Annotated in this window: 26 protein-coding genes; 14 read left to right on the top strand and 12 right to left on the bottom strand. The window is 62.6% G+C overall.

What is annotated here, in order from left to right:
* The first annotated feature begins 1 nt into the window (after position 1).
* Both urtD and urtE read left to right on the top strand, forming a co-directional pair.
* Positions 2-748 carry an urea ABC transporter ATP-binding protein UrtD gene (gene urtD, locus ACODS4_RS12260; protein WP_119833649.1) on the top strand — a complete coding sequence of 249 codons (747 nt, stop codon included), beginning with the start codon at positions 2-4 and terminating at the stop codon, positions 746-748.
* A 25-nt stretch (positions 749-773) separates the two neighbouring features.
* Positions 774-1,469, top strand: a complete 696-nt coding sequence (gene urtE, locus ACODS4_RS12255) for an urea ABC transporter ATP-binding subunit UrtE (RefSeq protein ID WP_488863950.1) — start codon at positions 774-776, stop codon at positions 1,467-1,469.
* Positions 1,470-1,518: 49 nt separating this feature from the next.
* Here the strand turns inward: urtE and ACODS4_RS12250 are convergent, their stop codons facing one another.
* Complete coding sequence (locus ACODS4_RS12250) at positions 1,519-2,388, bottom strand: 5'-nucleotidase, lipoprotein e(P4) family (RefSeq protein WP_488863948.1); 870 nt, start codon at positions 2,386-2,388, stop codon at positions 1,519-1,521.
* Entirely contained in the window at positions 2,297-2,713 is a 417-nt protein-coding gene (locus ACODS4_RS12245) for a hypothetical protein (protein ID WP_488863946.1), read from the bottom strand. Before ACODS4_RS12245 ends, ACODS4_RS12250 begins: the two co-directional genes overlap by 92 nt.
* Here ACODS4_RS12245 and ACODS4_RS12240 point away from each other — a divergent pair.
* Positions 2,712-3,449: a transporter substrate-binding domain-containing protein gene (locus tag ACODS4_RS12240; RefSeq protein WP_488863944.1), complete on the top strand. Its 738-nt coding sequence runs from the start codon at positions 2,712-2,714 to the stop codon at positions 3,447-3,449. The genes ACODS4_RS12245 and ACODS4_RS12240 overlap by 2 nt on opposite strands.
* Positions 3,450-3,454: 5 nt before the next feature.
* Here the strand turns inward: ACODS4_RS12240 and ACODS4_RS12235 are convergent, their stop codons facing one another.
* Entirely contained in the window at positions 3,455-4,363 is a 909-nt protein-coding gene (locus ACODS4_RS12235; RefSeq protein ID WP_488863942.1) for a pyridoxamine 5'-phosphate oxidase family protein, read from the bottom strand.
* A gap of 17 nt (positions 4,364-4,380) precedes the next feature.
* Positions 4,381-4,680, bottom strand: coding sequence for a glutathione binding-like protein (locus tag ACODS4_RS12230; RefSeq protein WP_488863940.1), 300 nt, complete (start codon positions 4,678-4,680; stop codon positions 4,381-4,383).
* A 108-nt stretch (positions 4,681-4,788) separates the two neighbouring features.
* Here ACODS4_RS12230 and ACODS4_RS12225 point away from each other — a divergent pair, with 108 nt between their 5' ends.
* Complete coding sequence (locus ACODS4_RS12225; protein ID WP_488863938.1) at positions 4,789-5,688, top strand: LysR family transcriptional regulator; 900 nt, start codon at positions 4,789-4,791, stop codon at positions 5,686-5,688.
* Positions 5,689-5,908: 220 nt separating this feature from the next.
* A complete protein-coding gene (locus tag ACODS4_RS12220) occupies positions 5,909-6,853 on the top strand; it encodes an IS110 family RNA-guided transposase (protein ID WP_488863936.1) in 945 nt (314 codons plus the stop codon).
* 89 nt (positions 6,854-6,942) lie between these two features.
* Here the strand turns inward: ACODS4_RS12220 and ACODS4_RS12215 are convergent, their stop codons facing one another.
* The 5 genes from ACODS4_RS12215 to ACODS4_RS12195 form a co-directional block, all read right to left on the bottom strand.
* A complete protein-coding gene (locus tag ACODS4_RS12215) occupies positions 6,943-7,848 on the bottom strand; it encodes a hypothetical protein (RefSeq protein WP_488863934.1) in 906 nt (301 codons plus the stop codon).
* On the bottom strand, positions 7,841-9,217 hold the full coding sequence (locus ACODS4_RS12210; RefSeq protein ID WP_488863932.1) for an AAA family ATPase: 1,377 nt from the start codon (positions 9,215-9,217) through the stop codon (positions 7,841-7,843). Before ACODS4_RS12210 ends, ACODS4_RS12215 begins: the two co-directional genes overlap by 8 nt.
* A 115-nt stretch (positions 9,218-9,332) precedes the next feature.
* Positions 9,333-9,728, bottom strand: a complete 396-nt coding sequence (locus tag ACODS4_RS12205) for a bacteriohemerythrin (RefSeq protein ID WP_488863930.1) — start codon at positions 9,726-9,728, stop codon at positions 9,333-9,335.
* 218 nt (positions 9,729-9,946) lie between these two features.
* A complete protein-coding gene (locus ACODS4_RS12200) occupies positions 9,947-11,755 on the bottom strand; it encodes a M3 family oligoendopeptidase (protein WP_488863928.1) in 1,809 nt (602 codons plus the stop codon).
* Positions 11,756-11,829: 74 nt separating this feature from the next.
* A complete protein-coding gene (locus ACODS4_RS12195; RefSeq protein ID WP_488863926.1) occupies positions 11,830-12,186 on the bottom strand; it encodes a hypothetical protein in 357 nt (118 codons plus the stop codon).
* A gap of 130 nt (positions 12,187-12,316) precedes the next feature.
* Between ACODS4_RS12195 and ACODS4_RS12190 the strand changes: the two genes are divergently transcribed.
* Complete coding sequence (locus ACODS4_RS12190) at positions 12,317-12,769, top strand: DUF3574 domain-containing protein (RefSeq protein WP_488863924.1); 453 nt, start codon at positions 12,317-12,319, stop codon at positions 12,767-12,769.
* A gap of 16 nt (positions 12,770-12,785) precedes the next feature.
* Here the strand turns inward: ACODS4_RS12190 and ACODS4_RS12185 are convergent, their stop codons facing one another.
* Together ACODS4_RS12185 and ACODS4_RS12180 are read right to left on the bottom strand one after the other, a co-directional pair.
* Positions 12,786-13,187: a type II toxin-antitoxin system HicB family antitoxin gene (locus tag ACODS4_RS12185; protein WP_488863922.1), complete on the bottom strand. Its 402-nt coding sequence runs from the start codon at positions 13,185-13,187 to the stop codon at positions 12,786-12,788.
* Between the two features lie 11 nt (positions 13,188-13,198).
* Positions 13,199-13,384, bottom strand: coding sequence for a type II toxin-antitoxin system HicA family toxin (locus tag ACODS4_RS12180; protein WP_298370603.1), 186 nt, complete (start codon positions 13,382-13,384; stop codon positions 13,199-13,201).
* A 293-nt stretch (positions 13,385-13,677) separates the two neighbouring features.
* On the opposite strand from ACODS4_RS12180, the gene ACODS4_RS12175 reads away from it, so the two are divergent.
* From ACODS4_RS12175 to guaB, 8 genes are all read left to right on the top strand, one after another.
* A complete protein-coding gene (locus tag ACODS4_RS12175) occupies positions 13,678-15,603 on the top strand; it encodes a propionyl-CoA synthetase (protein WP_488863921.1) in 1,926 nt (641 codons plus the stop codon).
* 208 nt (positions 15,604-15,811) lie between these two features.
* A complete protein-coding gene (locus tag ACODS4_RS12170) occupies positions 15,812-16,480 on the top strand; it encodes a metal-dependent hydrolase (RefSeq protein ID WP_488863920.1) in 669 nt (222 codons plus the stop codon).
* A gap of 96 nt (positions 16,481-16,576) precedes the next feature.
* Positions 16,577-17,050: a YchJ family protein gene (locus ACODS4_RS12165; protein WP_488863918.1), complete on the top strand. Its 474-nt coding sequence runs from the start codon at positions 16,577-16,579 to the stop codon at positions 17,048-17,050.
* Between the two features lie 37 nt (positions 17,051-17,087).
* On the top strand, positions 17,088-17,882 hold the full coding sequence (locus ACODS4_RS12160; protein WP_488863916.1) for a YkgJ family cysteine cluster protein: 795 nt from the start codon (positions 17,088-17,090) through the stop codon (positions 17,880-17,882).
* A 913-nt stretch (positions 17,883-18,795) separates the two neighbouring features.
* On the top strand, positions 18,796-20,007 hold the full coding sequence (locus tag ACODS4_RS12155; protein WP_488863914.1) for an ABC transporter substrate-binding protein: 1,212 nt from the start codon (positions 18,796-18,798) through the stop codon (positions 20,005-20,007).
* 117 nt (positions 20,008-20,124) lie between these two features.
* Positions 20,125-21,150, top strand: coding sequence for a Ppx/GppA phosphatase family protein (locus tag ACODS4_RS12150; RefSeq protein ID WP_488863912.1), 1,026 nt, complete (start codon positions 20,125-20,127; stop codon positions 21,148-21,150).
* Positions 21,151-21,169: 19 nt separating this feature from the next.
* Positions 21,170-21,940, top strand: a complete 771-nt coding sequence (locus ACODS4_RS12145) for an RlmE family RNA methyltransferase (protein WP_488863910.1) — start codon at positions 21,170-21,172, stop codon at positions 21,938-21,940.
* A 103-nt stretch (positions 21,941-22,043) separates the two neighbouring features.
* On the top strand, positions 22,044-23,522 hold the full coding sequence (guaB, locus tag ACODS4_RS12140; protein ID WP_488863908.1) for an IMP dehydrogenase: 1,479 nt from the start codon (positions 22,044-22,046) through the stop codon (positions 23,520-23,522).
* A gap of 60 nt (positions 23,523-23,582) precedes the next feature.
* On the opposite strand, the gene ACODS4_RS12135 is transcribed toward guaB, so the two are convergent.
* Positions 23,583-24,344 carry a TrmH family RNA methyltransferase gene (locus tag ACODS4_RS12135; protein WP_488863906.1) on the bottom strand — a complete coding sequence of 254 codons (762 nt, stop codon included), beginning with the start codon at positions 24,342-24,344 and terminating at the stop codon, positions 23,583-23,585.
* Positions 24,345-24,508 lie beyond the last annotated feature (164 nt).

The following is a 24,508-nucleotide window of genomic DNA, read 5'->3' as shown; positions in this document are numbered from 1 at the left end:
CATGAGCGCGGAAGACACTCTTCTCTACCTTGACGGCGTGTCGGTCAGCTTCGACGGGTTCCGGGCGCTGAACAACCTGTCGCTGACGATGATGCCCGGCGAAATGCGGGCGATCATCGGGCCGAACGGGGCGGGCAAGACGACGATGATGGACGTCATCACCGGCAAGACCCGGCCCGACCACGGAACCATCCTGTTTGAAGGCGAAACCGACCTGACCAAGCTGCGCGAGGCGTCCATCGCCAACCTCGGCATTGGCCGCAAGTTCCAGCGCCCGACGGTGTTCGAGCCGCACAGCGTGTGGGACAATCTGGAACTGGCGCTGAAGGCCCCGCGCAGCCCGCTGAAGACGCTGACCTACGCCATCAGCCGCGAGGACCGGGCGCGGATCGAGGACATCCTCGACATCACCCGTCTGTCGCCCAAGCGCGACCGTCTGGCCGGCAGCCTGTCCCACGGGGAAAAGCAGTGGCTGGAGATCGGCATGCTGCTGGCCCAGGATCCCAAACTGCTGCTGGTGGACGAGCCGGTGGCGGGCATGACCGACGCCGAAACCGAACAGACCGCCCGCCTGCTCTGCGACATCGCGGGCAAGCATTCGGTCATCGTCGTCGAACACGACATGAGTTTTGTCCGGGCGTTGGGGGTCAAGGTCACGGTTCTGGCCGAAGGGTCGGTTCTGGCCGAAGGATCGTTGGATTCGGTCAGCGCCAACCAGCAGGTCATCGACGTGTATCTGGGCCGTTGACGCCGGGTTGAGGAAGGAAACGCACATGCTGGACGTTCGTTCGGTCGATCTTCATTACGGCGCGGCCCAGGCGCTGCGCGGCGTCTCCATGACGGCGGAGGTCGGCAAAGTCACCTGTCTGGTCGGGCGCAACGGGGTGGGGAAATCCAGCCTTCTGCGCGCCATCGTCGGGTTGAAGCCGATCAGCGGCGGGACGATCAACTGGGACGGGGCCGACGTCACCAAGCTCGCCGCCGCCGACCGGGCGCGGCGCGGCATCGCCTATGTTCCGCAGGGGCGCGAGATTTTCCCGTTGCTGACGGTGCGGGAAAATCTGCTGACCGGCTACGCCCCCTTGCCGCGCGGCAAACGATCCATCCCCGACGAGGTGTTCGAGCTGTTTCCGGTGCTCGATTCGATGCTGGAGCGGCGCGGCGGCGATTTGTCGGGCGGGCAGCAACAGCAATTGGCGATTGGCCGCGCCCTGGTGACGCGCCCGCGCCTGCTGGTGTTGGACGAACCGACGGAGGGCATTCAGCCCTCCATCATCAAGGACATCGGTCGGGCGATTTCCTATTTGCGCGACAAGGGCGACATGGCGATTGTGCTGGTCGAGCAGTATTTTGACTTCGCTCGCGATCTGGCCGACGATTGGACGGTGATGGAGCGGGGCGAAGTGGCGCTGGCGGGCAGCCGGATGGCGTTGAACGACGAAGACGTCCGCAAATACCTGACGGTGTGAGCGATGCTCCCCCCTTGCCCAACGCGGGAACAAGGGGGGAGGGCGTTTGTCAGGGGGCGGGCGGCGTCCAGGGTTCCAGCGCGCCGATCTTCTTGGCTCGTTTTTCCTCGGCGGACAGTTTGAAATTGTGCTGATACGGCGCGCTCTCGAACGAGCCGTAGCCGGGGTTGGGCAGCATCAGCCAATCATGGCCAAAATGGGTCTTGGCGGCGGTGAAGGCGGTCAACCGTTCGGCCTCGCCGCCGTTGTAGGCGTCGGAGAAATCGCCGAAATTATCGCCGAACAGCAGCAGGATCCGGTAATCTTTGGCGATGTAAGCGCGTCGGGTTCCCTTGGCGGATCCCCAATCCGCCTTTTCTTTCGACATCAGAAAGGTGTCGACGTTGCCGCCCATGGGGAAACCCAGAGCTTGGGCGTTGCGGCGCGTGGGTTCCTCTTGGTCGGCGTTGCGGTTGGTGACGTAGAAGACCTTCACACCTTTGGATTCGGCGTATTGGGTGAATTCGACCGCGCCCGGAACGGCGGTGGCCTTTTCCGCTTTCACCCAGGCGTCCCAGGTCTTCGACGAAAAATCGCTGTTGGTGGCGATCAACCCGGTTTGGTAGGCGGAGTTGTCCATCGCCGTTTCGTCAAGATCGAGGATGACGGCGGGGGGCAGATCCTGGAAGGCTCCGGTCTGTTCGGTCGCCGCCGTCCAAGTCTTGTCAGCCAACGCCTCGTCCAGCCGGAGCTTGCCCAGCGCGTAGACCGACAGGGCGGTTGCCTTGTATTCGACCGAACGCTGCATCCACAGTTCAGCGTTCAGCAGGTCGTTCGGCCCGACCGGATCAGCAGCCATAACCGGCAGCGTCAGCGCGCAGAGGACCAGCGCGCCCGACAGCGCGCGCACCCAACGACCTGTTTCCGTGGACTGACTCATCGGCGCTTTCCTTCGTTGGCGTCATCAAACCGTCATCGAACCACATTTCCGGCGGCGGGGCGACCACGCTGTGTGGCGATTCCTGTGGTGAATGAAACGCCAAAACCCGGTGGGTTTCCGCAAGGATTTTGCGCTGTTTGTTCCGTTCATGGCCTTTTTGAACAGTTTCTTGCGCGGCGCATGCTCCATACTGTTGGATGTCGCGGCGGCGGAGATCGCCGACGGCAGCACAAGGGCCGGGAGGAAACCGGCCCATCACCAATCGATACGGGGATTTCACGATGAGATTGTTCTTGGCCGGGCTGTTGGTGAGCGTCGCCACCATGGCCGCTGTTCCTTTCCACGCGCAGGCCGCCGACGGCGCCTTGCAGACGATCAAACAAACGGGCGTTCTGCGCGTCGGCACCACCGGCGATTACAAACCCTTCAGCTACAAGGGGGCCGACGGCGCGCTGATTGGCGCCGACATTGAAATGGCGAAGGAGCTGGCGACGGCGCTTGGCGTGAAGGCCGAGTTCGTGCCGACGACCTGGAAGACGCTGTTGGAGGATTTCAAGGCCGAGAAGTTCGACGTCGCGCTGGGCGGCATCACGGTCAACGCCGACCGGGCGGCGGCGGGCGATTTCTCGGTTCCCAACGTCAGCGACGGCAAGCGCCCCATCGCCCGCTGCGCCGACAAGGAGAAATTCACCACGGTGGAGGCCATTGACCAGCCGACCACCCGCGTCGTCGTGAACCCCGGTGGCACCAACGAGAAGTTCGCCCGTCAAACCTTCACCAAGGCCCCGATCGAGGTGTGGCCGGACAACAAGACGATCTTCGGCCAAATCGCCGCCGACAAGGCCGACGTGATGGTGACGGACGGCATCGAGGCTGATTTGCAGGCCAAACTGAGCGGCGGCGTCCTGTGCGCCGTGCCGGTGGCCTCGCCCTTCACCCATTTCGAGAACGCCTATCTGCTGCGCAAGGATCCGGCGCTGAAGCAAGCGGTTGACCAGTGGATGACCGGAGCGCTCGCCAACGGCCTGTGGAAGGCCAAGCTGGACGGCGCGATGCGGTGATTTGGTCAGCCCGCTCCGGCGATGCGCAGAGTCGCTGGGGACTGGTCCCGAAAACTCCAGCGCAGGGGGATGGCGGCGGGTTGCCGCCATCCCCGCTCGACCATTAGGGTCCAGGACCGTTGCGCGCCCGGCAGATCGTCGGGCGCTTTCCAATCGACGCTGACCCTTCCGGTCAGATGCAGCGCGTCGCCGGTCACGAAGTCGAGGAACAGCAGTCCTGCTTGCGGGTTCAGAACGAAGTTTCCCAGCGTGTTGAAATAGCGGTTGCCGGAATAGTCCGGAATCCGCAGCCGGTCGCCCTCGACGCGGACGAAGCCCGCCGGACCCCCTCGGTGCGAGACGTCGGGGGCGCCGTTCGGTCCTGCCTCCGAGGTGGACGCGACGAAGAAGGTGTCGGCCCTGGCGATCATGCGGCGGGCGTCGTCGTCCAGCCCGTTCAGGGCCGCGCGGGCGGTGGCGGTGGTGGCCCTGTCCGTTTCCACCAGGCGCCCTTGAATGTATTGCGGGCAGTTGCCGAAGCTTTGCTCAATGGCGAGGTCGAAGCCATGGCCCGCGACGGCGACGGCCAAGCCGCTGGCCCGGTTGCGCCGTCGGGTCGCCAGATCAATGCCGAGGATCCCAACCGGCGCGCCGGGCCGAAGGTGGACGTCCCACGCCGCGTGGCTGGGCCGGACCCGCAACAGGCGCGGATCCGGGGAGGAGACGAAGCCCGGCGCCCCGGTCAGCATCCCGGCGCTGGGCGCGCCCGCCGCGTCGGGGGCAGCGACCAACAAGGCGGGCAGCAGGGGATAAAAATCACGGTGCTGCGCGGTCAGCGCGTCGCGGATCGGGGCGGACGGGACACGGAACCCGGCTCGGGCCTGGGCTTCCCGTTCCCCCGCGTGGAAGGGGTCGATGATCGGATCTTGGTCCATGGCCGGGTCTTTCCTGGTCAAACGGTTTCGGGGATGGGGGTGTGGGGCATTGGCGGGAAATTTGGCAGAGCCTCGACCCGCTCCAGCCAGCGTCGCACCGCCGGGTGAGGATCAAGCGGGACGCGGCCCTCCGCCGCCCCCGCGATGTAGGCGTAGCAGGCGAGGTCGGCGATGGTCGCGCGGTCGCCCACCAGCCAGTCGCGGCTTTCCAGATGACCGTCCATGAAGGCCAGCAGGCGGACGGCGACGCCCTGCGCGTCGCTCAAGCGTCCGGAGCCGCCCCACAGGGTGATGAGGGTCAGGTCAGGGGCGGGCATCGGGGAACTCCGTGGGTGGAACCAAGCGTCGCCACAGGGAACCACTTGCGCGTCAACGGGGGAATGCGCTCTCATCGCAAGGAACTCTTGCGATAATAGGAAGAATGGATGGACCGGCTGGACGAGCTTGCGTTGTTCGTCGCCATTCTCGACGTTGGCAGTCTGGCGGGGGCGGCCAAACGGCTGGGGCGGTCGGCGGCGGCGGTCACGCGCGGCCTGGGCGGGTTGGAGGAGCGGTTGGGCGTGCGCCTGATCGAACGCACCACCCGCAATTTGGCCCCGACCGAGGCCGGGCGGCGGTTGGCCGAGCAGGCGCGGCGCCTGCTGGCCGATTATGACGAGGCGTTGATCGTGGCGGGCGGTGAACAGCCCTTGCGCGGTCGCCTGCGGGTGACGGCCCCGGTGATGTTCGGGCGCAAGCATGTGACGCCGCTGGTCATTGGCTTCATGCGCGCCTATCCTGACGTCCGGGTTGAGCTGGCGCTGTCCGACGGCAATCTTGACCTGATCGACGAGGAGTTGGACGTCGCCATCCGCATCGGCCCGCTTGGCGATTCCGCGCTGGTCGCCCGCCGGGTCGGGCAGGTCACGCGGATGCTGGTCGCCAGCCCGGACTATCTGGCCGCGCACGGCGCGCCGGACACGCCCGAGGATTTGAACCGACACGCCATCATCTTCAACGCCCTCCGTCGGGGACCGCCGGAATGGCGCTTCACGTTGGACGGACGGGAGCGGGTGGTGCGGTTGACCCCGCGCCTGATCGTCAGCCACGTTGAATCGGCGTTGTTCGCCGCGCGGGACGGGCAGGGGATCACCCGCCCGCTGTCCTATCAGGCCGCCGACGATCTGGCGAGCGGCGCGCTGGTCCGCCTGCTGCCGGACGCCGAACCGCCGCCCCTGCCGGTGCATGTGGTGGTGCCGACCGCGCGCCTGATGCCGGGCCGGGTGCGCGCCTTCGTCGATCACGCCGTCGATCATCTGAAAAGGCTGGACGCGCTGCGGGGCTGACGCCGCGCCGCGCGCTTGTCTTATAGAACGCTCGGCTCATTCTGCAAGAATGGGCCGCTTGGGGGGGGGGGCCCCCCCCCCCCCCACGCGGCGGGGGATAGATCGTCACGGCGCTGGTCGAAAGGACCGAGTTAGAGTTTGATCACCCCCGTCTTTTCCACAGACCTGAACGGATACCAGGGCGTCATGGCCCGCACGACAAGCACAGGACATGGAAAAGATGAGCAACTCTAGCATCGGCATCGACGTTTCAAAAGACAGCCTTGACGCCCATCGACTGCCCGATGGAGCCGCCAAGCGCTTCACCAATGACACGACAGGTCACAAGGCGCTGATCCGTTGGATCAAAGCCACACCGATCGACCGCATCGTTTTTGAAGCGACAGGCCGTTACGCGCATGACATGGAGCAAGCTCTTGTCAGCGCCGGGATGCCGACCGTCAAAGTCAATCCACGCCAAGCGCGTCGTTTTGCCGAAGCCCTCGGAACGCTCGCCAAGACCGATGCCGTTGACGCCGCCATGCTGGCCCGGATGGGCAAAGCTCTGGAGCTGACCCCGTCGCCGCCGCAAAGCAAAAATATCCTGCTGCTCAAGGATTTGCTCCTCGCCCGCCGCGCTTTAACCAAGGATCTGACCGCTGCGAAGAACCGTCAGAAGATCGCTCTTCTGCCGTTGATCGAAAAAATGATCGACCGTAGGATCAAGCAGGTGGAGGCTGACATCGCCGCCATCGACGCCGAAATCACCAAACGCATCGCCGAAGACGCCGAACTGGCCAAACGCGCCGCAATCCTGGTCAGCATTCCCGGCGTCGGTCAACTGACAGCCGCAATCCTTCTGATTGAAATGCCAGAATTGGGCGCTATTGACGCCAAACAGGCCACAAGCCTCGCTGGACTTGCCCCCATGACCCAGACGTCCGGGACATGGAAAGGAAAAGCTCATATTCGCGGTGGAAGAGCTATCCTGCGCCAGGCCCTCTATATGCCCGCACTCGTCGCCGCTCGCTTCAATCCAAATCTCAAAGAGCTTTACAGCCGTCTCACCGACGCCGGGAAAGCTCCAAAGATCGCAATTACCGCCGTTATGCGAAAGCTCGTTATCTTCGCCAATGCCCTCTTGAGCAAAGGCCGAAAGTGGGGCGAAAAAACCGCTTGTCCATAACGGATACTCTAAGCTTTGATTTATCGAGCGGATTCACGCTTCAAATCAATTCCGATTTTACGCGATCCGTTCTAAGTAACTGTGTACCGTTATGGGTAAGTAAATGCTCTTTTTATGGAGTTCATATAATAACAAATCTCATCACGCGACATGTTTTTTGTCACGTTATCTTTGAACTCTCGTATAATCATCGCTCTAATCTGTTGATCGCTGAACGGCATTTGCACCCCAATTTCTTTCAAGTAACACCTTATAGTCTTTGTTGCTATGCCCATCATTACATGACCAGGGCAGTTGCTGATGTGAAATAATTTTGCCGAGGGAGCCTCTCTGAGGTATTTATATTTTAATTTTGCTTTCCTAAATATCTTGGATATCCTATATCTGTTTATGTGACATTTCCCATTATGCTCTTCCAAAGCCCCGTTAAGATTGGAATCAGTGGGAAAAAATATTGCGCCAGAGTTAAAAGATTCAATTTGGCGTTTAAAAGATACCCTCATAGTATCTTGCAATGTCTTTAATAAGGAGTCAAAGTTTAATGAAATAGTTGAAAAATTATCATGATCTATGTGCGCCAAATTAATGGCGGCGTGAGCAACATTGTTAGACTTCACGACATCATTTTCCCATGAATAACTGAATGTATAAACAACAAATTTCTCATAATGTATTCCTCCAGTATATTGACGCCAGTCACGATCAATAAAAACCACAACATTACTAGGGTTGATTTTTTTTATTTCAATGATGAGTTCGGAAAGCTTAATACAAGAGCCAATTGGCTTGAAATGTATCTTAGTTTCCTTTGCAAAATACCTGCACATTGCGTGCCAGTATGTTCTATCTTCAGCAGAAACATTGCAGCAACCCAAAGATGCATCTGAAGTGGAAATTTGATTTGTGCCGCCTTCGCAGTAGGCAGTAAAATCAGTTCCAGTAAATTGGTGGAAGTTTGTTATTCCGCTACGGCTTCTTAGGAATACGTTAGGCATTTTGCGAATATTCCTGCATATTAATAGTACAATCAGCATATTCTGAAACAATATCAGGGGAATGAGTTGCAAATATTATTTGTGATGAAGGGTTGAGAGTTAGTATTGCATTTATGAGTTTTTCTTGCCATATGACATGAAGGCTAATTTCAGGCTCGTCAGCAATAAATATATATGGCTTTCCATCTTGTAAGAGTGTTTCCAGTAAAAATATAACCATTTGCTTCTCTCCGGACGACAACTGACTTGTCGGCAGGATAATGGGCTTAGAATCTCCTTTCAGATCTTCCTCGCTTTCCCAAAATCGGTAAAAAATCAACCCGCCGTCATTGCTGATATAAGATTTTTTCGGCTGCAAGTAGTCTGAAGTTATGCTGAGAAAAATGGTTTTCGCTCGATTGATTTTATCAATTCTTGATTGATATTCTACCCAATGTTCGCCAATTCGTTCTGCCTGAAGAAGAGAAGACAAGACAAAAAAATCTTCAATTTCGAGATTTGCACTTCCTTGTTTTGCTTGAATCTTTGACAAGGAAATTTCCGCCTTACGGAAAAATTCATCAAAATTTTTCTCATAACGACGATGCGGTATATCTAAACTGGCTAGAACACGCTTTATGACATCGCGATATTTCGGAATAGATATGTTATTGGTAAAATCTGATGTAAATTTAGGAAATCCTCCTCCGCCAGTCAGAGACAGGAATATATTTTTCTCAAAATCCTTTACTTCTTTCTTTACCATTTCACTGCGCTCAGCATTATAAGCGCGAAAACGCTGTTGCAAATCCGCAAGATGTCTTTCGACAGCGCTGTCGCTTTGATTTTCCCCAAATAATTTTGCTTTTAACTCAGATCTATGGATTGATAGCCAAGTCGTATGGCAGAGGCTGTCAAGGAAATTCCGAAGTTTTGATGAAACAATTGAATCTTGGGTGGTGTTCGTCCATGCCGCTCCTAATCTCCATGGTGGAGTTTGAGAACTTTCTGAAGCAAGCGATATATTCTCTGAAATTGTAGGTTCAATTTTTCCACTTTCAATAATATTCAATATAACCATATCATCGGTTTTGTTGTTTTTATTTGCACGTTCAGCCGCTATGTAAAAGGATGGTTCATCTTGATTGTCTATGCTGCGTAGTTCGATAATTATTTTTGAAAAATGTATTTCAAATAATGCGCGGAAATCTCCACGAAGTATACTTGAAAGTAAATTTATTATTGTTGTTTTTCCTGTCCCATTGGGGCCAATAAGAAAATTAACCCCTCTGTTAAGAGGGATAACAAAATTTTTGGCTCCCCAAAGGCCATTTATCCGTATAACACTCACATAATGCTTTGGGCACTGTCTTTTATCTTCTGATCTCATTTGCAACGCTCTTCTTTCATATATAATCTTAACGCTGCCACACGAGCATGTTGTTGAGAGAAAGTCAACCGCTAGGATTTTCCAAGCTCCTTCCAACCACTGCTCTCTATATCATTTAGAAATCGTTAGGATTCTCCACCCCCACCAAAAACCCCGCCGTCACCCGGTCCATCGTGGCGAGGTGGTTGTGGAACCAGTCGGGGAAGTCGGAGCGGAGGTAGCGGCGGGCGGCGTCTTCGGTTTCGGGGGTGAGGGCGGCGTCCAGGGACGCGATTTCGGCCAGTACGCGGGCGTGTTCGGCGCTGTGGCAGTGCAGGGCGAAGAAGCCGTGTTCGGTCATCAGCGCCTCTTCCCGCGCGAAATGGGCGCGCAGATGGGCGGCGAAGGCGGCGAAGGGGTGGGCCAGCGCGCCCGCCGGGGCGGCTGTGGCGGCGGTCCAGAGATCCAGGGAGTCGGCGTGGTCGCGGTCCATGACCGCGTGGCCCAGGGTGATGTCGTCGAACGCGATCATGGCGCGGGTCGTCCTTGCGGCGATGGTCTTCGGGGGTGGGGTCCGAAGGCCAGGATGGCCGGAAGAGAGGGGCGCGCCCTTGACCGGGGTCAAGTGGGGTGGGGGGGAAGGGGTTTCTCTGTCGTTTGGGTCTCGGCGCCGTTTCCCCCTCACCCTGCCCTCTCCCCGGGGGGGAGAGGGTTTAAAGTGGGGGGAGAGGGTTTTGGGTGGGGGAGGGGTTAGGCGGGGGTGGATTCCAACTCGTCGATGAAGCCGCGAATCACGGTCAGGCCCTTTTGCCAGAAGGCTGGGTCGGAGGCGTCCAGGCCGAAGGGGGCCAGGAGATCCTGGTGGCGCAGGGTGCCGCCCGCCGTCAGCATCGCCAGATATTTTTCGGCGAAGCCCTGTTCGGCGTCCTGATAGACCGCGTAAAGCGAGTTCACCAGACAATCGCCGAAGGCGTAGGCGTAGACGTAGAAGGGCGAATGGACGAAGTGCGGGATGTAGGACCAGTAATGGCGATAGCCCGCGTCAAAGCGCAGCGCCGGGCCGAGGCTTTCGGTTTGCACCGCCATCCAGATTTCGCCGATGCGGTCGGCGGTCAATTCGCCCTCGCGCCGTTCGGTGTGGACGCGGCGTTCAAAATCGAAGAAGGCGATCTGGCGGACCACCGTGTTCAGCATGTCCTCCACCTTGCCCGCCAGCAGCAGGCGGCGGCGGGCCGGGTCGGTTTCCGCCGCCAGCAGGGCGCGGAAGGTCAGCATCTCGCCAAAGACCGACGCGGTTTCGGCCAGCGTCAGCGGCGTGTCGGACAGGAAATGCCCCTGCTTCCCGGCCAGGATCTGGTGAACGCCATGCCCCAGCTCGTGCGCCAGGGTCATGACGTCGCGGGTCTTGCCCTGGAAATTGACCAGCAGATAGGGGTGGACGCTGGGGACGGTGGAATGGGCGAAGGCCCCCGGCGCCTTGCCGGGCCGCACCGGCGCGTCAATCCACGGGTTGTCGAAGAAACGCTGGCCCAAGCGCGCCAGATCCGGCGAAAAGCGGCCATAGGCGCCCAGCACGATGTCGCGCGCCTCGTCCCAACGGATGGTCCGGTCGGCGTCGTTGGGCAGGGGGGCGTTGCGGTCCCAGTAATCCAGATGATCCTGACCGAACCATTTGGCCTTCATCGCGTAATAGCGGTGCGACAGGTCGGGGTAGGCGGCCTTGACGGCGGACACCAGGGCGTCCACCACCCCGTCCTCCACCCGGTTGGACAGGTTGCGGGCCGAGGTCGGCGACGGGTAATGGCGCCAGTTGTCCTCGATCTCCTTGTCCTTGGCCAGCGTGTTGGTGATGAGCGCGAACAGGCGGGCGTTGTCGCCCATGACGCGGCCCACCACCTCGCCCGCCTCGCGGCGCTTGGCCGGGTCGCGGTCGGACAGGCGGTTCAACGCCTCGGCGCTGGTCAGCTCCTTGCCGTCGATGGGGAAGCGCAGCCCGGCCATGGTCTCGTCGAACAGGCGGTTCCAGGCGGCGCGGCCAACGACGTATTTCTCGTGGAGCAACCGCTCCACCTCGTCGGAAAGCTGGTGGTCGCGGTAGAGGCGGACGTCGCGCAGCCAGGGGGCGTAGCGCGCCAGAGCGGGCGAGGCTGCCAGCTTGGCCGTCACGTCGTCCTCGTCCAGCCGGTTGATCTCCAGCGTGAAGAAGATCAGTTGGGCGGAGACGCCGTTCACCCGCTCCTGCATGGATTGGTAGAATTTGCCGATGATCGGATCGGCCATGTCGCCGCTGTAGGTCAGGCTGGCGAAGGACATGACGCGCGACAGCGTTTCGTCGATGGCCTCATAGGCGGCGATGGCCTCGGCCAGCCCGTCGCCCGACAGGCCGGGCAGGGTCCCGGCGTAACGCTCCTGAAACGCCTTGGCCGCCGCGTCGGCGCGCTCGATGTCGGCTTTCAACTCCGGCGCGTCCATGCCGGGGTAGAGGTCGTTCAAATCCCAGGCGGGGAGCGTGCCCAAATCGGGGCTGTCGGTTGCAGCCAAGGCGGCACTGCTGGTCATAAAAACACCCTCCAGACAAACGGTGTCAGGGATATAGGCGCAGTCGTCGGCGACCGGAAGGCTTCGCGTGACGATTACGTCGCGTTGCTCTCCTGCACGCGGCGAATGGCGGCCTCGACGCATTGCAGATGCAGCTTTTTGCGGGCGAGCAGGCGGGCGCGCCGCTCCTCCAGATCGGCAGTGGGCATCGCTTCGATCTTGCAGCCGCGCCAGCCGTTGGCGTCCAGCGCGCGGGCGACCTCGGCGTAACCGAAATAGCCCTTGTCCGGGTGGGTCCAGGGCGGGCGGAAATCGGATTGGCGCAGGACGAAGCGATTCGATTGGCTGCCGCCGCCCAGATTGGTCAACCGGGCCACGATCAGCCGTTCGCCGTTGCTCTGAACGACGGAGAGGATCGGGCGAATGCCGGTGATGGGCGGGTCGGAAGCCATGCGCCATCCATAGCCGTCCGGCGGGCGTCTGACCAGCGCGAAGGAAAAGGCGCGCGTGGGGGAGTTCCTGACATCTCTTCGCGCTGAACGGGAAAACGCGTATCATGGGCGGGTTTTCCAACGGAGGGCGATGATGAGGATGCGCGCGGCTTTGCTGTCTCTGGCCTTGCTGGTTCCACTGTCGCTTGGCGGCGGGGCGCTGGCTCAAACCACGGCGGAAACGCCGCCGTCCGGCCCCGACTGCGCCCTGCTGTCGGGCAGCCCGATGGTGGAGGCGCGGCTGTTCTTTGGCCGCAACATCGGCGACCGGCTGGGCGTGAGCGACAAGGCGTGGGCGCGCTTCGTGAACACGGAGATCGCCCCGCGCTTTCCCGACGGGCTGACCATCCAGGAAGCGGCGGGCCATTGGCGCGACAGCGCCACCGGGCGGCTGGTGCGCGAGCCGAGCAAGATTTTGACCCTGCTGACCGGCCAGGATCCGGCGTCGCTCGCCAAAATCCACGAGTTGGCCGACATCTACAAAAAGCGCTTCAAACAACAGGCGGTCGCCATCGTCCTGCGCCCGGCCTGCGTCGGGTTCTGAGAGAAGCGTCGAAGGCTCAGGCGGACGCCGCGTCCAGCGCCTGCCGCGCGGCAACGGCCAGAAACGCGGAGCGGTTGGTCGTGGCGGCGTCGATTTCCGCCAGCAATCGTTCATCCAGCGTGATGTTGACCCGAACTGCACGCCCGCTGGGCGGCAGCAAGGGAATGGCCACGACGACGGCGTCGGTCCAAACGATCCAATCTTCGGCGGCGGCCTTGATCGCGTCCAGGGAGCGCGGCGGTGGAATTGGGTCGCCGTCACGGCGCATCCCAGCGGCGTGGCCGGACAGCGCGTCCGCCGCTTCGCGCACGGCCTCGTCGAAGGTCTCGCCCGCGCTGACGCAACCGGGAAAATCCGGCAGCGTCACGCCATAGTCGCTGTCAGGATCCTTGTGAACCAGGGCGATGTAGTGGGGCATGATCGACAACCTTAAATCTTGAGCTTGGCCTGATGCAGAACGCTCTTCACCGTGCCGATGGGAAGGTCGCGCTTCGGGTGAGGAACCGTGACCTTGCCCGGTTTGGTCGGGTGCTTGAAATGATGGTGCGACCCGGTTGTGTCGGTGTGAATCCAACCATCGTCTTGAAGCCGTCGGATCAACTCGCGGCTGTTCATGGTTGACGCGCCTGTTTCATTCCGCAGCGGTCATTTTACGTCGGGAACCGACGCGCGCAAGAGAGAATGTGTATGATTATGCGCACCGAGAAGATCGCGCGCCCGGCCTGCGTCGGGTTTTGAGCGCTGTGCGTGGTCAGGATGATTGGGGGATGCGACAGCCCGTCGCACCCCCGACCTTCTGACATTTGCGCTCGCTTATATTCTTGGCGCAGATTGAAGCGGGACGCGTGATGGATCATTGCGCGTTCGCGAGGAAATGCGAGCCAATTATAATATAAGGGACGCCCCCGATGAGCCAAAGCACAGCCGCCGCTTTCGACGACATGCACGCCCGTTCCCTGTCGGATCCGGAAGGATTCTGGGGCGACGCGGCCAAAGAGATCACCTGGTTCAAGCCGTGGGACAAGGTGCTGGACGACAGCGCCGCGCCGTTCTACCGCTGGTTCGTCGGCGGCGAGCTGAACACCTGCTACAACGCCGTGGACCGCCATGTCGAAGGCGGGCGGGGCGCGCAGGCGGCGATCATCTATGACAGCCCGGTGACGCAGACCGTCCAGACCATCACCTACGCCGAATTGCAGGATCAGGTGGCGCGCTTCGCCGGGGTGCTGCGCGACCAGGGCGTGAGCAAGGGCGACCGCGTTCTGCTCTACATGCCGATGATCCCGCAATCGGTCGTCGCCATGCTGGCGTGCGCGCGTCTGGGCGCGGTGCATTCGGTGGTGTTCGGCGGCTTCGCCCCGCATGAACTGGCGACCCGCATCAACGATTCGACGCCCAAGGCCATCGTGTCGGCCTCTTGCGGCATCGAAACCAACCGCGTCATCAAATACAAGCCGATGCTCGACAGCGCCATCGAGCAGGCCGACCACAAGCCGTCGAGCGTCATCGTCCTCCAGCGCCCGCAGGAAACCGCGACGTTGATCGCCGGGCGCGACGTCGATTGGGCCGAAGCGGTGAAGACCGCCGAACCGGCGGCCTGCGTGCCGGTGGCGGCGACCGATCCGCTCTACATCCTCTACACCTCCGGCACGACGGGGCAGCCCAAGGGCGTGGTGCGCGACAATGGCGGCCACGCGGTGGCGCTGCGCTGGACGATGAAGAACATCTACAACGTCGAGCCGGGCGAGGTCTATTGGGCGGCGTCGGACGTGGGTTGGGTGGTCGGCCATTCCTACATCGTTTACGCGCCGCTGCTGACCGGGGCGACGACCCTGGTGTTTGAAGGCAAGCCGGTCGGCACGCCCGACGCCGGAACCTTCTGGCGGGTGATCGAACAGCACAAGGTCGGCACGCTCTTCACCGCGCCGACCGCCTTCCGCGCCATCAAGCGTGAGGATCCCGACGCGCTGCTGCTGAAGAAATATGATCTGTCGCATTTCCGCGCCCTGTTCCTGGCGGGCGAACGGTCGGATCCCGACACCCTGCATTGGGCCGAGGACAATCTGAAGGTTCCGGTCATCGACCATTGGTGGCAGACGGAAACCGGCTGGGCGATTTCCGGCAACCCGCTGGGCGTCCATCTGTTCCCGATCAAATACGGCTCCGCCACCCGCCCGATGCCGGGTTGGGACGTCCGCGTGCTGAACGCCGAACTGCAAGAAGTGGCGCGCGGCGACATCGGCGCCATCTGCGTCAAGCTGCCGTTGCCTCCCGGCACGCTGCCGACGCTGTGGAACGCCGACGAGCGTTTCAAGACATCCTATCTGGCCGATTACCCCGGTTACTACCAGACGGGCGACGCGGGCTTCATCGACGACGACGGCTATGTCTATGTGATGGCGCGCACCGACGACATCATCAACGTGGCGGGCCATCGCCTGTCCACCGGCGCGATGGAAGAGGTGCTGTCCAGCCACAAGGACGTCGCCGAATGCGCGGTGATCGGCGTGGCCGACGATCTCAAGGGGCAGGTGCCGTTGGGCTTCGTCTGCCTGAAGGCGGGCGTCACCCGCCCGCATGAGGACATCGTCAAGGAGGTGGTCCAACTGGTGCGCGACCAGATTGGCCCGGTCGCCGACTTCAAGCGCGCCCTGGTGGTGGAGCGTCTGCCCAAGACCCGCTCGGGCAAGATCCTGCGCGGCACCATGCAGAAGATCGCCGACAGCGCCGATTACAAGATGCCCGCCACCATCGACGATCCCGGCATCCTGCCGGAAATCGCCGAAGCCCTGAAGACGCTGGGCTACGCCAAGAGCAGCGACGGCATGGCGTAAGCCGACCGTCGGCGCGCCGACAAACGCGTCAAGGCCCCTCTTCCATTGCGGGAGAGGGGCCTTTCTTTTGCGCGCCGCACGCGGCGCATGGTTGTTCTGATTCCGTTCCGATGCTAGGATTACCCTCCGTTTTCCGCGCCCATGACGCGCGTGGAAGGCAGTGCGGAGAGGATTCCAGGGTGCGGGCATCGAAGGGGGACGGCGCGCGATGATGGCGTCCTCACACATCATTGTCGGCGCCGCGACCTGGACGTGGCTGGCGGCCCGTTATGGCTTGCCGCCGCTGGACCCGCTGGGACTCGGTCTGGCGGTTCTGGGGTCGCTCGCCCCCGACATCGACCATCCGAAATCAACCCTGGGCAGTCGGCTGAAACCGATCTCCGTGCCGATCTCGCTGGTGTTCGGCCATCGGGGGATCACTCATTCGTTGTTCGCTGTGGCCGGTTGCGCCTGGTTGTTTTCCGAAAGCGGCGTCCACGCAGCCTACAGCGCGCCGTTTCTCGTGGGCTATCTGACCCATCTGGCCGGGGATCTGCTGTCGCCATCGGGCTTGCCGCTGCTCTACCCGTTGAAGCGGCGGCGCACCTTCGCCTTGCCGATCATCAAGACCGGCGGCTTTTCCGAACAGTTGGTCGTCGTCATCCTGTGCGGCTGGCTGATTTCCGGCCTGTTCGGCTGCGATTGGCGCGGGCTGCTGCAAACCGACGCGTGGCGTGGCGTCGTCGCTTTGCGGGATGAAGCGGAAAACCGCCTGTCGTCCCTGCGCCCGGAGGGGGAGGACGCGGCCCCGACCGCCGCCGCGCCCTGGCCGCCGCGCAAACCCGCGATCAAGCCGCCCCACCGGGTGGCGTCGGCGGCCTGCGGAGTCTGCGGGTGATTTGGAAGCGCCGCCGCTTCCGTCGCATGGATTCGCCGGGCCAAAGATGACAGAGTGCGGCGGCTCTGTTCGTGCTTTTTGAGGACCGTCTGTTCCATGACCGATTGCCCTTGCGGTTCCGCCCGCGCTTATGAGGATTGCTGTGGCCCGTTGCTGGGCGGCGCGCCGGGATTGACCGCCGAAGCGGTGATGCGCTCGCGCTACACCGCCTTCGTCCGCCATGATCTGGACCATGTCGAGCGCACCCACGCGCCGGAGGTCCGCGACGATTTCAACCGCGCCGAGGCTGAACGGGTCGCCGACGAATGCGCGTGGGAGCGTCTGGAGATCCTGAAGACGGCGGAGGAGGGCGACGACGCCACCGTCGAATTCCTCATCCGCTTCCGCCGCGACGGGCAGGAGATGCGCCACCACGAGCGGGCCAGCTTCCGCCGCGAGGATGGGGCTTGGCTCTATGTCAGCGGCGTGGTCAACCCGAAGGATCCGCCCCGCCGAGTCGTCAAGGTCGGGCGCAACGAGCCGTGCCCCTGCGGGTCCGGCAAAAAGTTCAAGACCTGCTGCGGCGCCTGATCCACGCCCTTGAGAATCCTCGCCACCGAGAACCGCCATGGCCCCGCGCTTTTCCTGCACCGCTTGCGGCAAATGCTGCCATGGCTGGTTGCCGCTGACTCTGAAGGACGCCATCGCCCACGCCGGGCGCTTTCCCTTGGCGTTGGTGTGGACGCCGGTGCGGTCGGGGGCGAAATCCTTTGACCTGACCGGGCGTTTGGGAACGACCGTGCGCTTGCCCAACCGCAAGACGGTGGCGGTGCTGATCGCGCCGACCGCCTATCTGCCGCCGTCCTACCCCTGCCCGGAGCTGGGACCGGATCGTCTGTGCGGCATCCACGCCGACAAGCCGTCGCGCTGCCGCACCATGCCCTTCTACCCCTACCGTGAGGAAAAGGATCAGGCCGATCTGCTGGTCCCGCGCAAGGGGTGGGAGTGCGACACCTCGGCGGCGGCGCCGGAGGTGTACCGCGACCACGCCATCGTCGATCCGGGCGATTTCGACCGTGAGCGCGCCGATTTGATTGAACAGGCTCCGGTGATGCGGGTCTACGCCGCGTATGTCCTCAAATACATGCCCTGGGTTCTCGACAGCCTCGCCACGCTGGCGGCGAAGCCGACCGGCGGCAACCTCGTCACCAACCTGTCCTCCTTCCTCACCGCCACCCGGCGGCCTGACGCGGCGGCGTTGGCGGCGCTCCAGGCGCCGCTGCTCCACGCGCTGGCCGAACGGACCCGCGACGATCCGGCCTTGGCCGAGTATCACCGCAATTACAGCGGCTGGGCCAAGGAGATGGACAGTCTGGTCAAGCGCCACGCCGCGACCCGACCGCCGGACAGTTTGGGTCTTTGAGCTTGGCGGTTGGAGCCTCCGCCATCCGCGTTTCATCGACTTGGCGCGCCATCCAAGCGCGTGGCGATTGACGGCGGGCTTGTCGCCACAGAGGCTCTTGACACTCCAAACGAACAGGAGCACGCTTCGTCTTACAGTAATCGCTGAGGTGATTGAAACGGTTTCCGGGGTTCTGGTGTCTCTCAAGCGGTCTGTCTTGGGCGTCCATCGATCAAACCGAAGCCAGGGAGGGTGAGTAAGATCATGACTCCGCCGACGCTTACTTGAGCATGCCGATCTGTTCGGCCCTGACAATTTGAAATTCTTTCGCCTGATGGCGACCGACGTGCGGGCTGCGTATGCTCGCAACAGAAACCCCCGCCGAACGTGCGGGGGTTTCTTTTTGTTGTCTTTGGTTTGTTGTCAAAAATCGTCAAAAGAGCCGCCGACACGGTCTTGACAGTTTCCCAGAACAGGCGCAGGCTCTGCCTTATAGTAATCGTCGAGGTGAAGAAAACGGATTTCGTGTTTCTGATGTCTCTCAAGCGTCTTGTCTTGAGATTGATGGTGATACCGAAACCAGGGAGGGTGAGTAAGATCATGACTCCACCGGCGCTTACTTGATGCGGTCGAAGATTTCGACTCGTGATGCTCAAGGTTCATTGAACTGACAGGTTTTGCTCACCAGATTGGTGTTTGTTCCTTCCATGGCCGTTTTGAAACCCCCGCCATCGTTGCGGGGGTTTCTTTTTGCGCGTGGTGGATTTTTTGGCGCCGCCGTTCGGACAAAAACCACGGTTGGAACGCGCTCGACAGCGATAAGGTTTCATACGATACTGTTCGTATTCGCTGATAGTTTCATCAATCCATCATATCGGGGATGAGGCGTCGGCGACCGGAATTCGGAAGACAAAAAATCCTGTGGGAGGAATCCTTGAGCGTTTCGATACGGCCCTTCGCCCTGGCGGCGGCGTTGCTGGCGACCAGCGCGACCATGGCCTGGGGGCAAAACGTCAAGCCGGTCAAGATCGGCGTTCTGGTGGACGAGGCGGGATTCGCGTCGGACATCGGCGGCAAGGGGGCGACGCTGGCGACCCAGATGGCGGTGGAGGATTTCGGCGGCAAGGTGCTGGACCGTCCCATCGAGGTCATCGCCGCCGACATGCAGAACAAGCCGGACGTCGCGTCGAACATCGTCCGCCGCTGGTTCGACGTGGATGGCGTGGACATGGTGACGGACATTCCGGTGTCGTCGGTGGCGCTGGCGGTCCAGGCGGTGGCGCGTGAAAAGAAAAAGGTGCTGATGATAAGCGCCGCGACCACCACCGAACTGACGAACGGCCAATGCTCGCCCTACACCATCCATTGGGCGGACGACACGGCGTCGCTGGCGGTGGGGGCGACCCGCGCGGTGGTGCAGGCGGGCGGCGCGTCCTGGTACTTCATCACCGCTGATTTCGCCTTTGGCACGGCGATGGAAAAGGCGGCGACCGAGGCGATCAAGGCGGCGGGCGGAACCGTGCTGGGTGGCGTCAAGCATCCCATCGGCGCCGGCGATTTCGGTTCCTACCTGCTGAGCGCCCAGGGCAGCGGGGCGAAGGTGGTGGCGCTGGCCAACGTCGGGGCCGACACCATCGGCGCGATCAAGCAGGCGGGCGAGTTCGGCCTGATCGCCGGTGGCCAGCGCATGGTCGGCTACATCGTCTTCATCACCGACGTCCATTCGCTGGGTCTGGAACTGGCCAAGGGGCTGTATGTGACCGAGGGCTTCTATTGGGACCAGAACGACAAGACGCGGGCCTGGTCCAAGCGCTTCTTTGATCGCCACGGCAAGATGCCCAGCAAGGAGCAGGCGAACACCTATCTGGCCACCACCCATTGGCTGAAGGCGGTTCAGCAGGTGGGCGGTACGGAGGCGGAGCCGGTGACGGCGGCGATGAAGGCGATGCCGACCGACTATTTCGGCACGCCGGGCAGCGTCCGCAAGGATGGCCGCGTCCTCTACGACCTGTCGCTCTATCAGGTGAAAAGCCCGGCGGAGAGCAAGGCCCCGTGGGACTATTACACCAAGGTCCGCAGCATTCCGGCGGCGGAGGCCTTTTTGCCGTTGGAAAAAAGCGCCTGCCCCTTCATCACCGGCAAGTAACCGGCCCGGACCAAAGGGCGGTTTCCTTTCATCCGGGAGCAAATCCCGGATGGGGGGTTCCCGCCGGACCGCAATCCGGGTTATGCTCCGCTCTTTAAGCGCGGTGGGACGGGGTTCGTGATTCTTCAGGTGCACAGCGAGCGGCAGAGCGACACCGGGCGGTTGCGTTCGCCCGCGTTGCTGCGCCCGGTTTTCGCCGCGCTGGATCTCGGCACCAACAATTGCCGCCTGTTGATCGCCAAATCGGCCCCCGGCGGCGGTTTTCGCGTCATCGACGCCTTTTCCCGCATCGTGCGTCTGGGCGAGGGGCTGAGCCGCAACGACCGGCTGTCCGATCTGGCGATGGAGCGCACCATCGCCGCGTTGCGGGTTTGCGGATCGAAGATCGAGCGGCGCGGCGTCACGTCGGCCCGCGCGGTGGGGACCGAGGCCTGTCGGCGCGCCGTCAATTGCCCGGAATTCGTCGCGGCGGTGGAACGGGAAACCGGCATCGCTCTGGAAATCATCTCCAGCCAAGAGGAAGGGCGTCTGGCGCTGGCCGGTTGCGCCTCCCTGCTGGAGCGCGGCTCGCCCTACGCGCTGGTCTTCGACATTGGCGGCGGATCGACCGAGTTGATGTGGCTGGCGCTGGAAAACGGGCGGCCGCCGCGCATCCTCGATCAAATCTCCATCCGTTGCGGCGTCATCGGCCTGACCGAAGAGTTCGGCGGGCCGGACGTCACCCCCGCCATGTACAACCGCATGATCGACGCGGTGGCCGACGCCATCGCCCCGTTCGAAGCGCGCAACCGCATCCAGGACCGCGTCGCCGCCGGGCAGGTGCAGATGCTCGGCACGTCCGGCACGGTGACGACGCTGGCCGGGGTGCATCTGGGGTTGGGGCGTTACGACCGGCGGGCGGTGGACGGCAGCTATCTGCGCATCGACCACGCCCGCACGGTGATCGAACATCTCGTCGGGCTGGACTTTGACGGTCGGGCGCGTCATCCCTGCATCGGCTATGACCGCGCCGATCTGGTGGTGGCGGGCTGCGCCGTGCTGGACGCGCTGTGCGACGTCTGGCCGGTCGAGCGTCTGCGCATCGCCGACCGTGGTTTGCGCGAAGGCATTCTGGTGGACCTGATCGGGGCCACCGGCGAGTAACCAAGGGCAGTGAAGCATTATGGTGCAAAAGACTCCGTCGTCGCGTCCGGGTGGGCGCCAAGCCACGGTGCGTGTCAAGACGGCGGGCAAACGGTCGGAATCCTCCACCCGTTGGCTGGAGCGTCACCTCAACGACCCCTATGTGGTCGAGGCGACGAAGCGCGGCTACCGCTCGCGCGCGGCCTTCAAGCTGTTGCAGCTTGACGAGAAGTTTCGTTTTCTCGCGCCCGGCAAGCGGGTGGTCGATCTGGGGGCGGCCCCCGGCGGCTGGACGCAGATTGCGGTGGAGAAGGTGCAAACCAGCAAAGAGGGTTGGAAGGTCGTCGGGCTGGACATCCTGCCGATGGACGCCGTTCCCGGCGCCGTCACCATGCAGGCCGATTTCCTGGAGGACAGCGCCTCGGTTCGTTTGAAAGAGGCGCTGGGCGGCCCCGCCGACATCGTGTTGAGCGACATGGCGGCCCCGACCACCGGCCACCAGCAAACCGACCATCTGCGCATCGCCGGTCTGGCCGAAGCGGCTTATGATTTCGCCGAAGAGGTTCTGGCGCCGGGCGGCGTGTTCGTCGCCAAGCTGTTCCAGGGCGGGGCGGAACGCGATCTGCTTGACCGGATGAAGAAGGCCTTCGCCGTGGTCAAGCACGCCAAACCGGCGGCCAGCCGGGCGGAATCCTCGGAAACCTACGTCGTCGCCACCGGCTTCCGGGGCGTCAAGACCAGCGATCACCGGGACCAGGGCGGGGACGATGACCAGGATGAGGGCCTGGATGGCGGTCGTGACGCGCGCTGAGCGGCGTCACGCCTTTGCATAACAGATGCAGTGTGCGCACGGCTTCACAAGCCCATGGGCTTGTGTATAGTGCGCCACGTTTTTCTTGCGGGAGATCCACAGCATGGCGCGCGTCACGAAAATTCGCGAAGCCCTGACCTTCGACGACGTCCTTTTGGTTCCAGCCGAAAGCTCCGTCCTGCCGAACGATGTGGACACCCGGACAAGGTTGACCAAGACCATCGAACTGGGCATCCCGCTGATCTCGTCCGCGATGGACACGGTCACGGAAAGCAACCTCGCCATCGCCATGGCGCAGGCGGGTGGTCTGGGCGTCGTCCACCGCAACCTGACCATTGAACAGCAGGCCGAAGAGGTCCGCAAGGTCAAACGGTACGAATCGGGCATGGTGGTCAACCCGATCACCATCACGCCGGACGCGATGCTGTCCGACGCGCTGGACCTGATGGCCCACCACAAGATTTCCGGCATTCCGGTGGTCGAAAGCCGCGACGCGCGCGGCGTCGGCAAGCTGGTCGGCATGCTGACCAACCGCGACGTGCGGTTCGCCGACGACCCCCGCCAGCCGATCAGCGAGCTGATGACCAAGGATCTGGTCACGGTGCGCGAGGGCGTCAGCCAGGACGAGGGCAAGCGCCTGCTCCACCAACACCGCATCGAAAAGCTGCTGGTGGTGGACGAGGATTACCGCTGCATCGGCCTGTTGACCGTCAAGGACATCGAAAAGGCGCAAGCCCACCCGCACGCCTGCAAGGACGCCCGTGGCCGTCTGCGCGTCGCCGCCGCCACCGGCACCGGCAACGACGGTCTGGCCCGCGCCGAGGCTCTGTTCGACGCGGGCGTGGACGTGCTGGTGGTGGACACCGCGCACGGCCATTCGCTGAAGGTGCTGGATCAGGTGCGCGCCGCGCGCGCCATGTCCAACTACACCCAGGTCATCGCCGGCAACGTCGCCACGGCGGAGGCCGCCAAGGCGTTGATCGACGCGGGCGCCGACGCCGTCAAGGTCGGCATCGGGCCGGGGTCGATCTGCACCACCCGCATCATCGCGGGCGTCGGCGTGCCGCAACTCACCGCCGTCATGGACGTGGTGGAGGAGTGCGAGAAGCACGGGATTCCGGTGATCGCCGACGGCGGCATCAAATATTCGGGCGATCTGGCCAAGGCCATCGCGGGCGGCGCCAGCGTCGCCATGTTGGGCAGCCTGTTCGCGGGCACCGACGAAAGCCCCGGCGAGGTCATCCTGTTCCAGGGCCGTTCCTACAAGAGCTATCGCGGCATGGGGTCGGTCGGCGCGATGGCGCGCGGCTCGGCGGATCGCTACTTCCAGCAGGAAGTTTCGACCATGAAGCTGGTGCCGGAAGGCGTCGAAGGCCGCGTTCCCTATAAGGGGCCGGTGTCGGCGGTGATCCATCAGTTGGTCGGCGGCCTGCGCGCCGCCATGGGCTACACCGGCAGCGCCTCCATCGCCGAGATGCGCGAAAAGTGCCAGTTCGTCCGCATCACCAACGCGGGCCTGCGCGAAAGCCACGTCCACGACATCACCATCACCAACGAGTCGCCCAACTACCGCCAGGGTTGACCGTCTGCGTTGATGGTTTGTCTCTCCCTCTCCCGCCAGCGCGGGGGAGGGATTTTCTTTTTATCGCAGCGCCGCGAACCGCGCGAACAGGGCGACGCTGACGGCCACGGTGGCGTTGAGCGATTCCACATTGCCCGTGGTCGGCACCGACAGGCGAACCGCCGGGCAGTCCGCCGGGACGCCTTGGCCTTCTTCGCCTAAAATCAGCCGCAGATCGGTCGGCCAGTCGAAGCGGGTCAGGTCGGCGCCGCCGCCGTCGAGCGCGTAAAGCGGTCCCGCCGCCGCGTTGACCTCGGTCCAGCGCGGGCCGCGCAGCAGAGTCAGCGAGAATTGCGCGTTGGACGCCGCCCGCAGGCATTTCGGGTGGAAGGGGTGCGCCGCGCCCTCCAGCAGCACGACGCGGGACGCGCCGAAGGCCGCCGCGCTGCGCAGCAAGGCCCCCAGATTGCTGGGATCGCCCAGCGCGCACAGCAGTTCCAACCCCTGCGGCGGCTGGCTCAGGTCGATCATCGGGAAACGCGGCACGGCGCCGACCAGCAGCGGGAAGCCGGTTCCCGACACGTCCAGCGCCCGGAACAGGGCGGGGGCCAATCGCACCGGCTCGACCCCCGGCGGCAGCGGCCACCCGGCGATCTGGGCGGGATCGGTGAACAGCAGTCGCTCGAATCGGTCGGGGCGCTGGCGCAGCGCCTCCGGCACCGTTTTCAATCCGGCCAGCAGGAATTTGCCGTTCTTTTTCAACCCGCGCCCGTCCAACGCCGATTCCCACAGCTTGAATTGCGGGTTCTGCGGGCTTTCGATGAGCAGGGGCGGGCGGGTCATGCGGCGGGCTTTCGGGCGGGCTTTTGCGTTGGCGGGATGGCCCCCTCCCCAACCCTCCCCCGCTGCGCGGGAGAGGGGGCCTTGAGCTTTGTCGGCGTTCAGCGGAGTTCCCTCTCCCGCGCGAGCGGGGGAGGGGTAGGGAGGGGGAAAGCGACGCAGACCTT

The organism is Azospirillum sp. FG154 (genome assembly GCF_057809575.1).
This window is presented reverse-complemented; position numbering and strand designations above follow the sequence as displayed.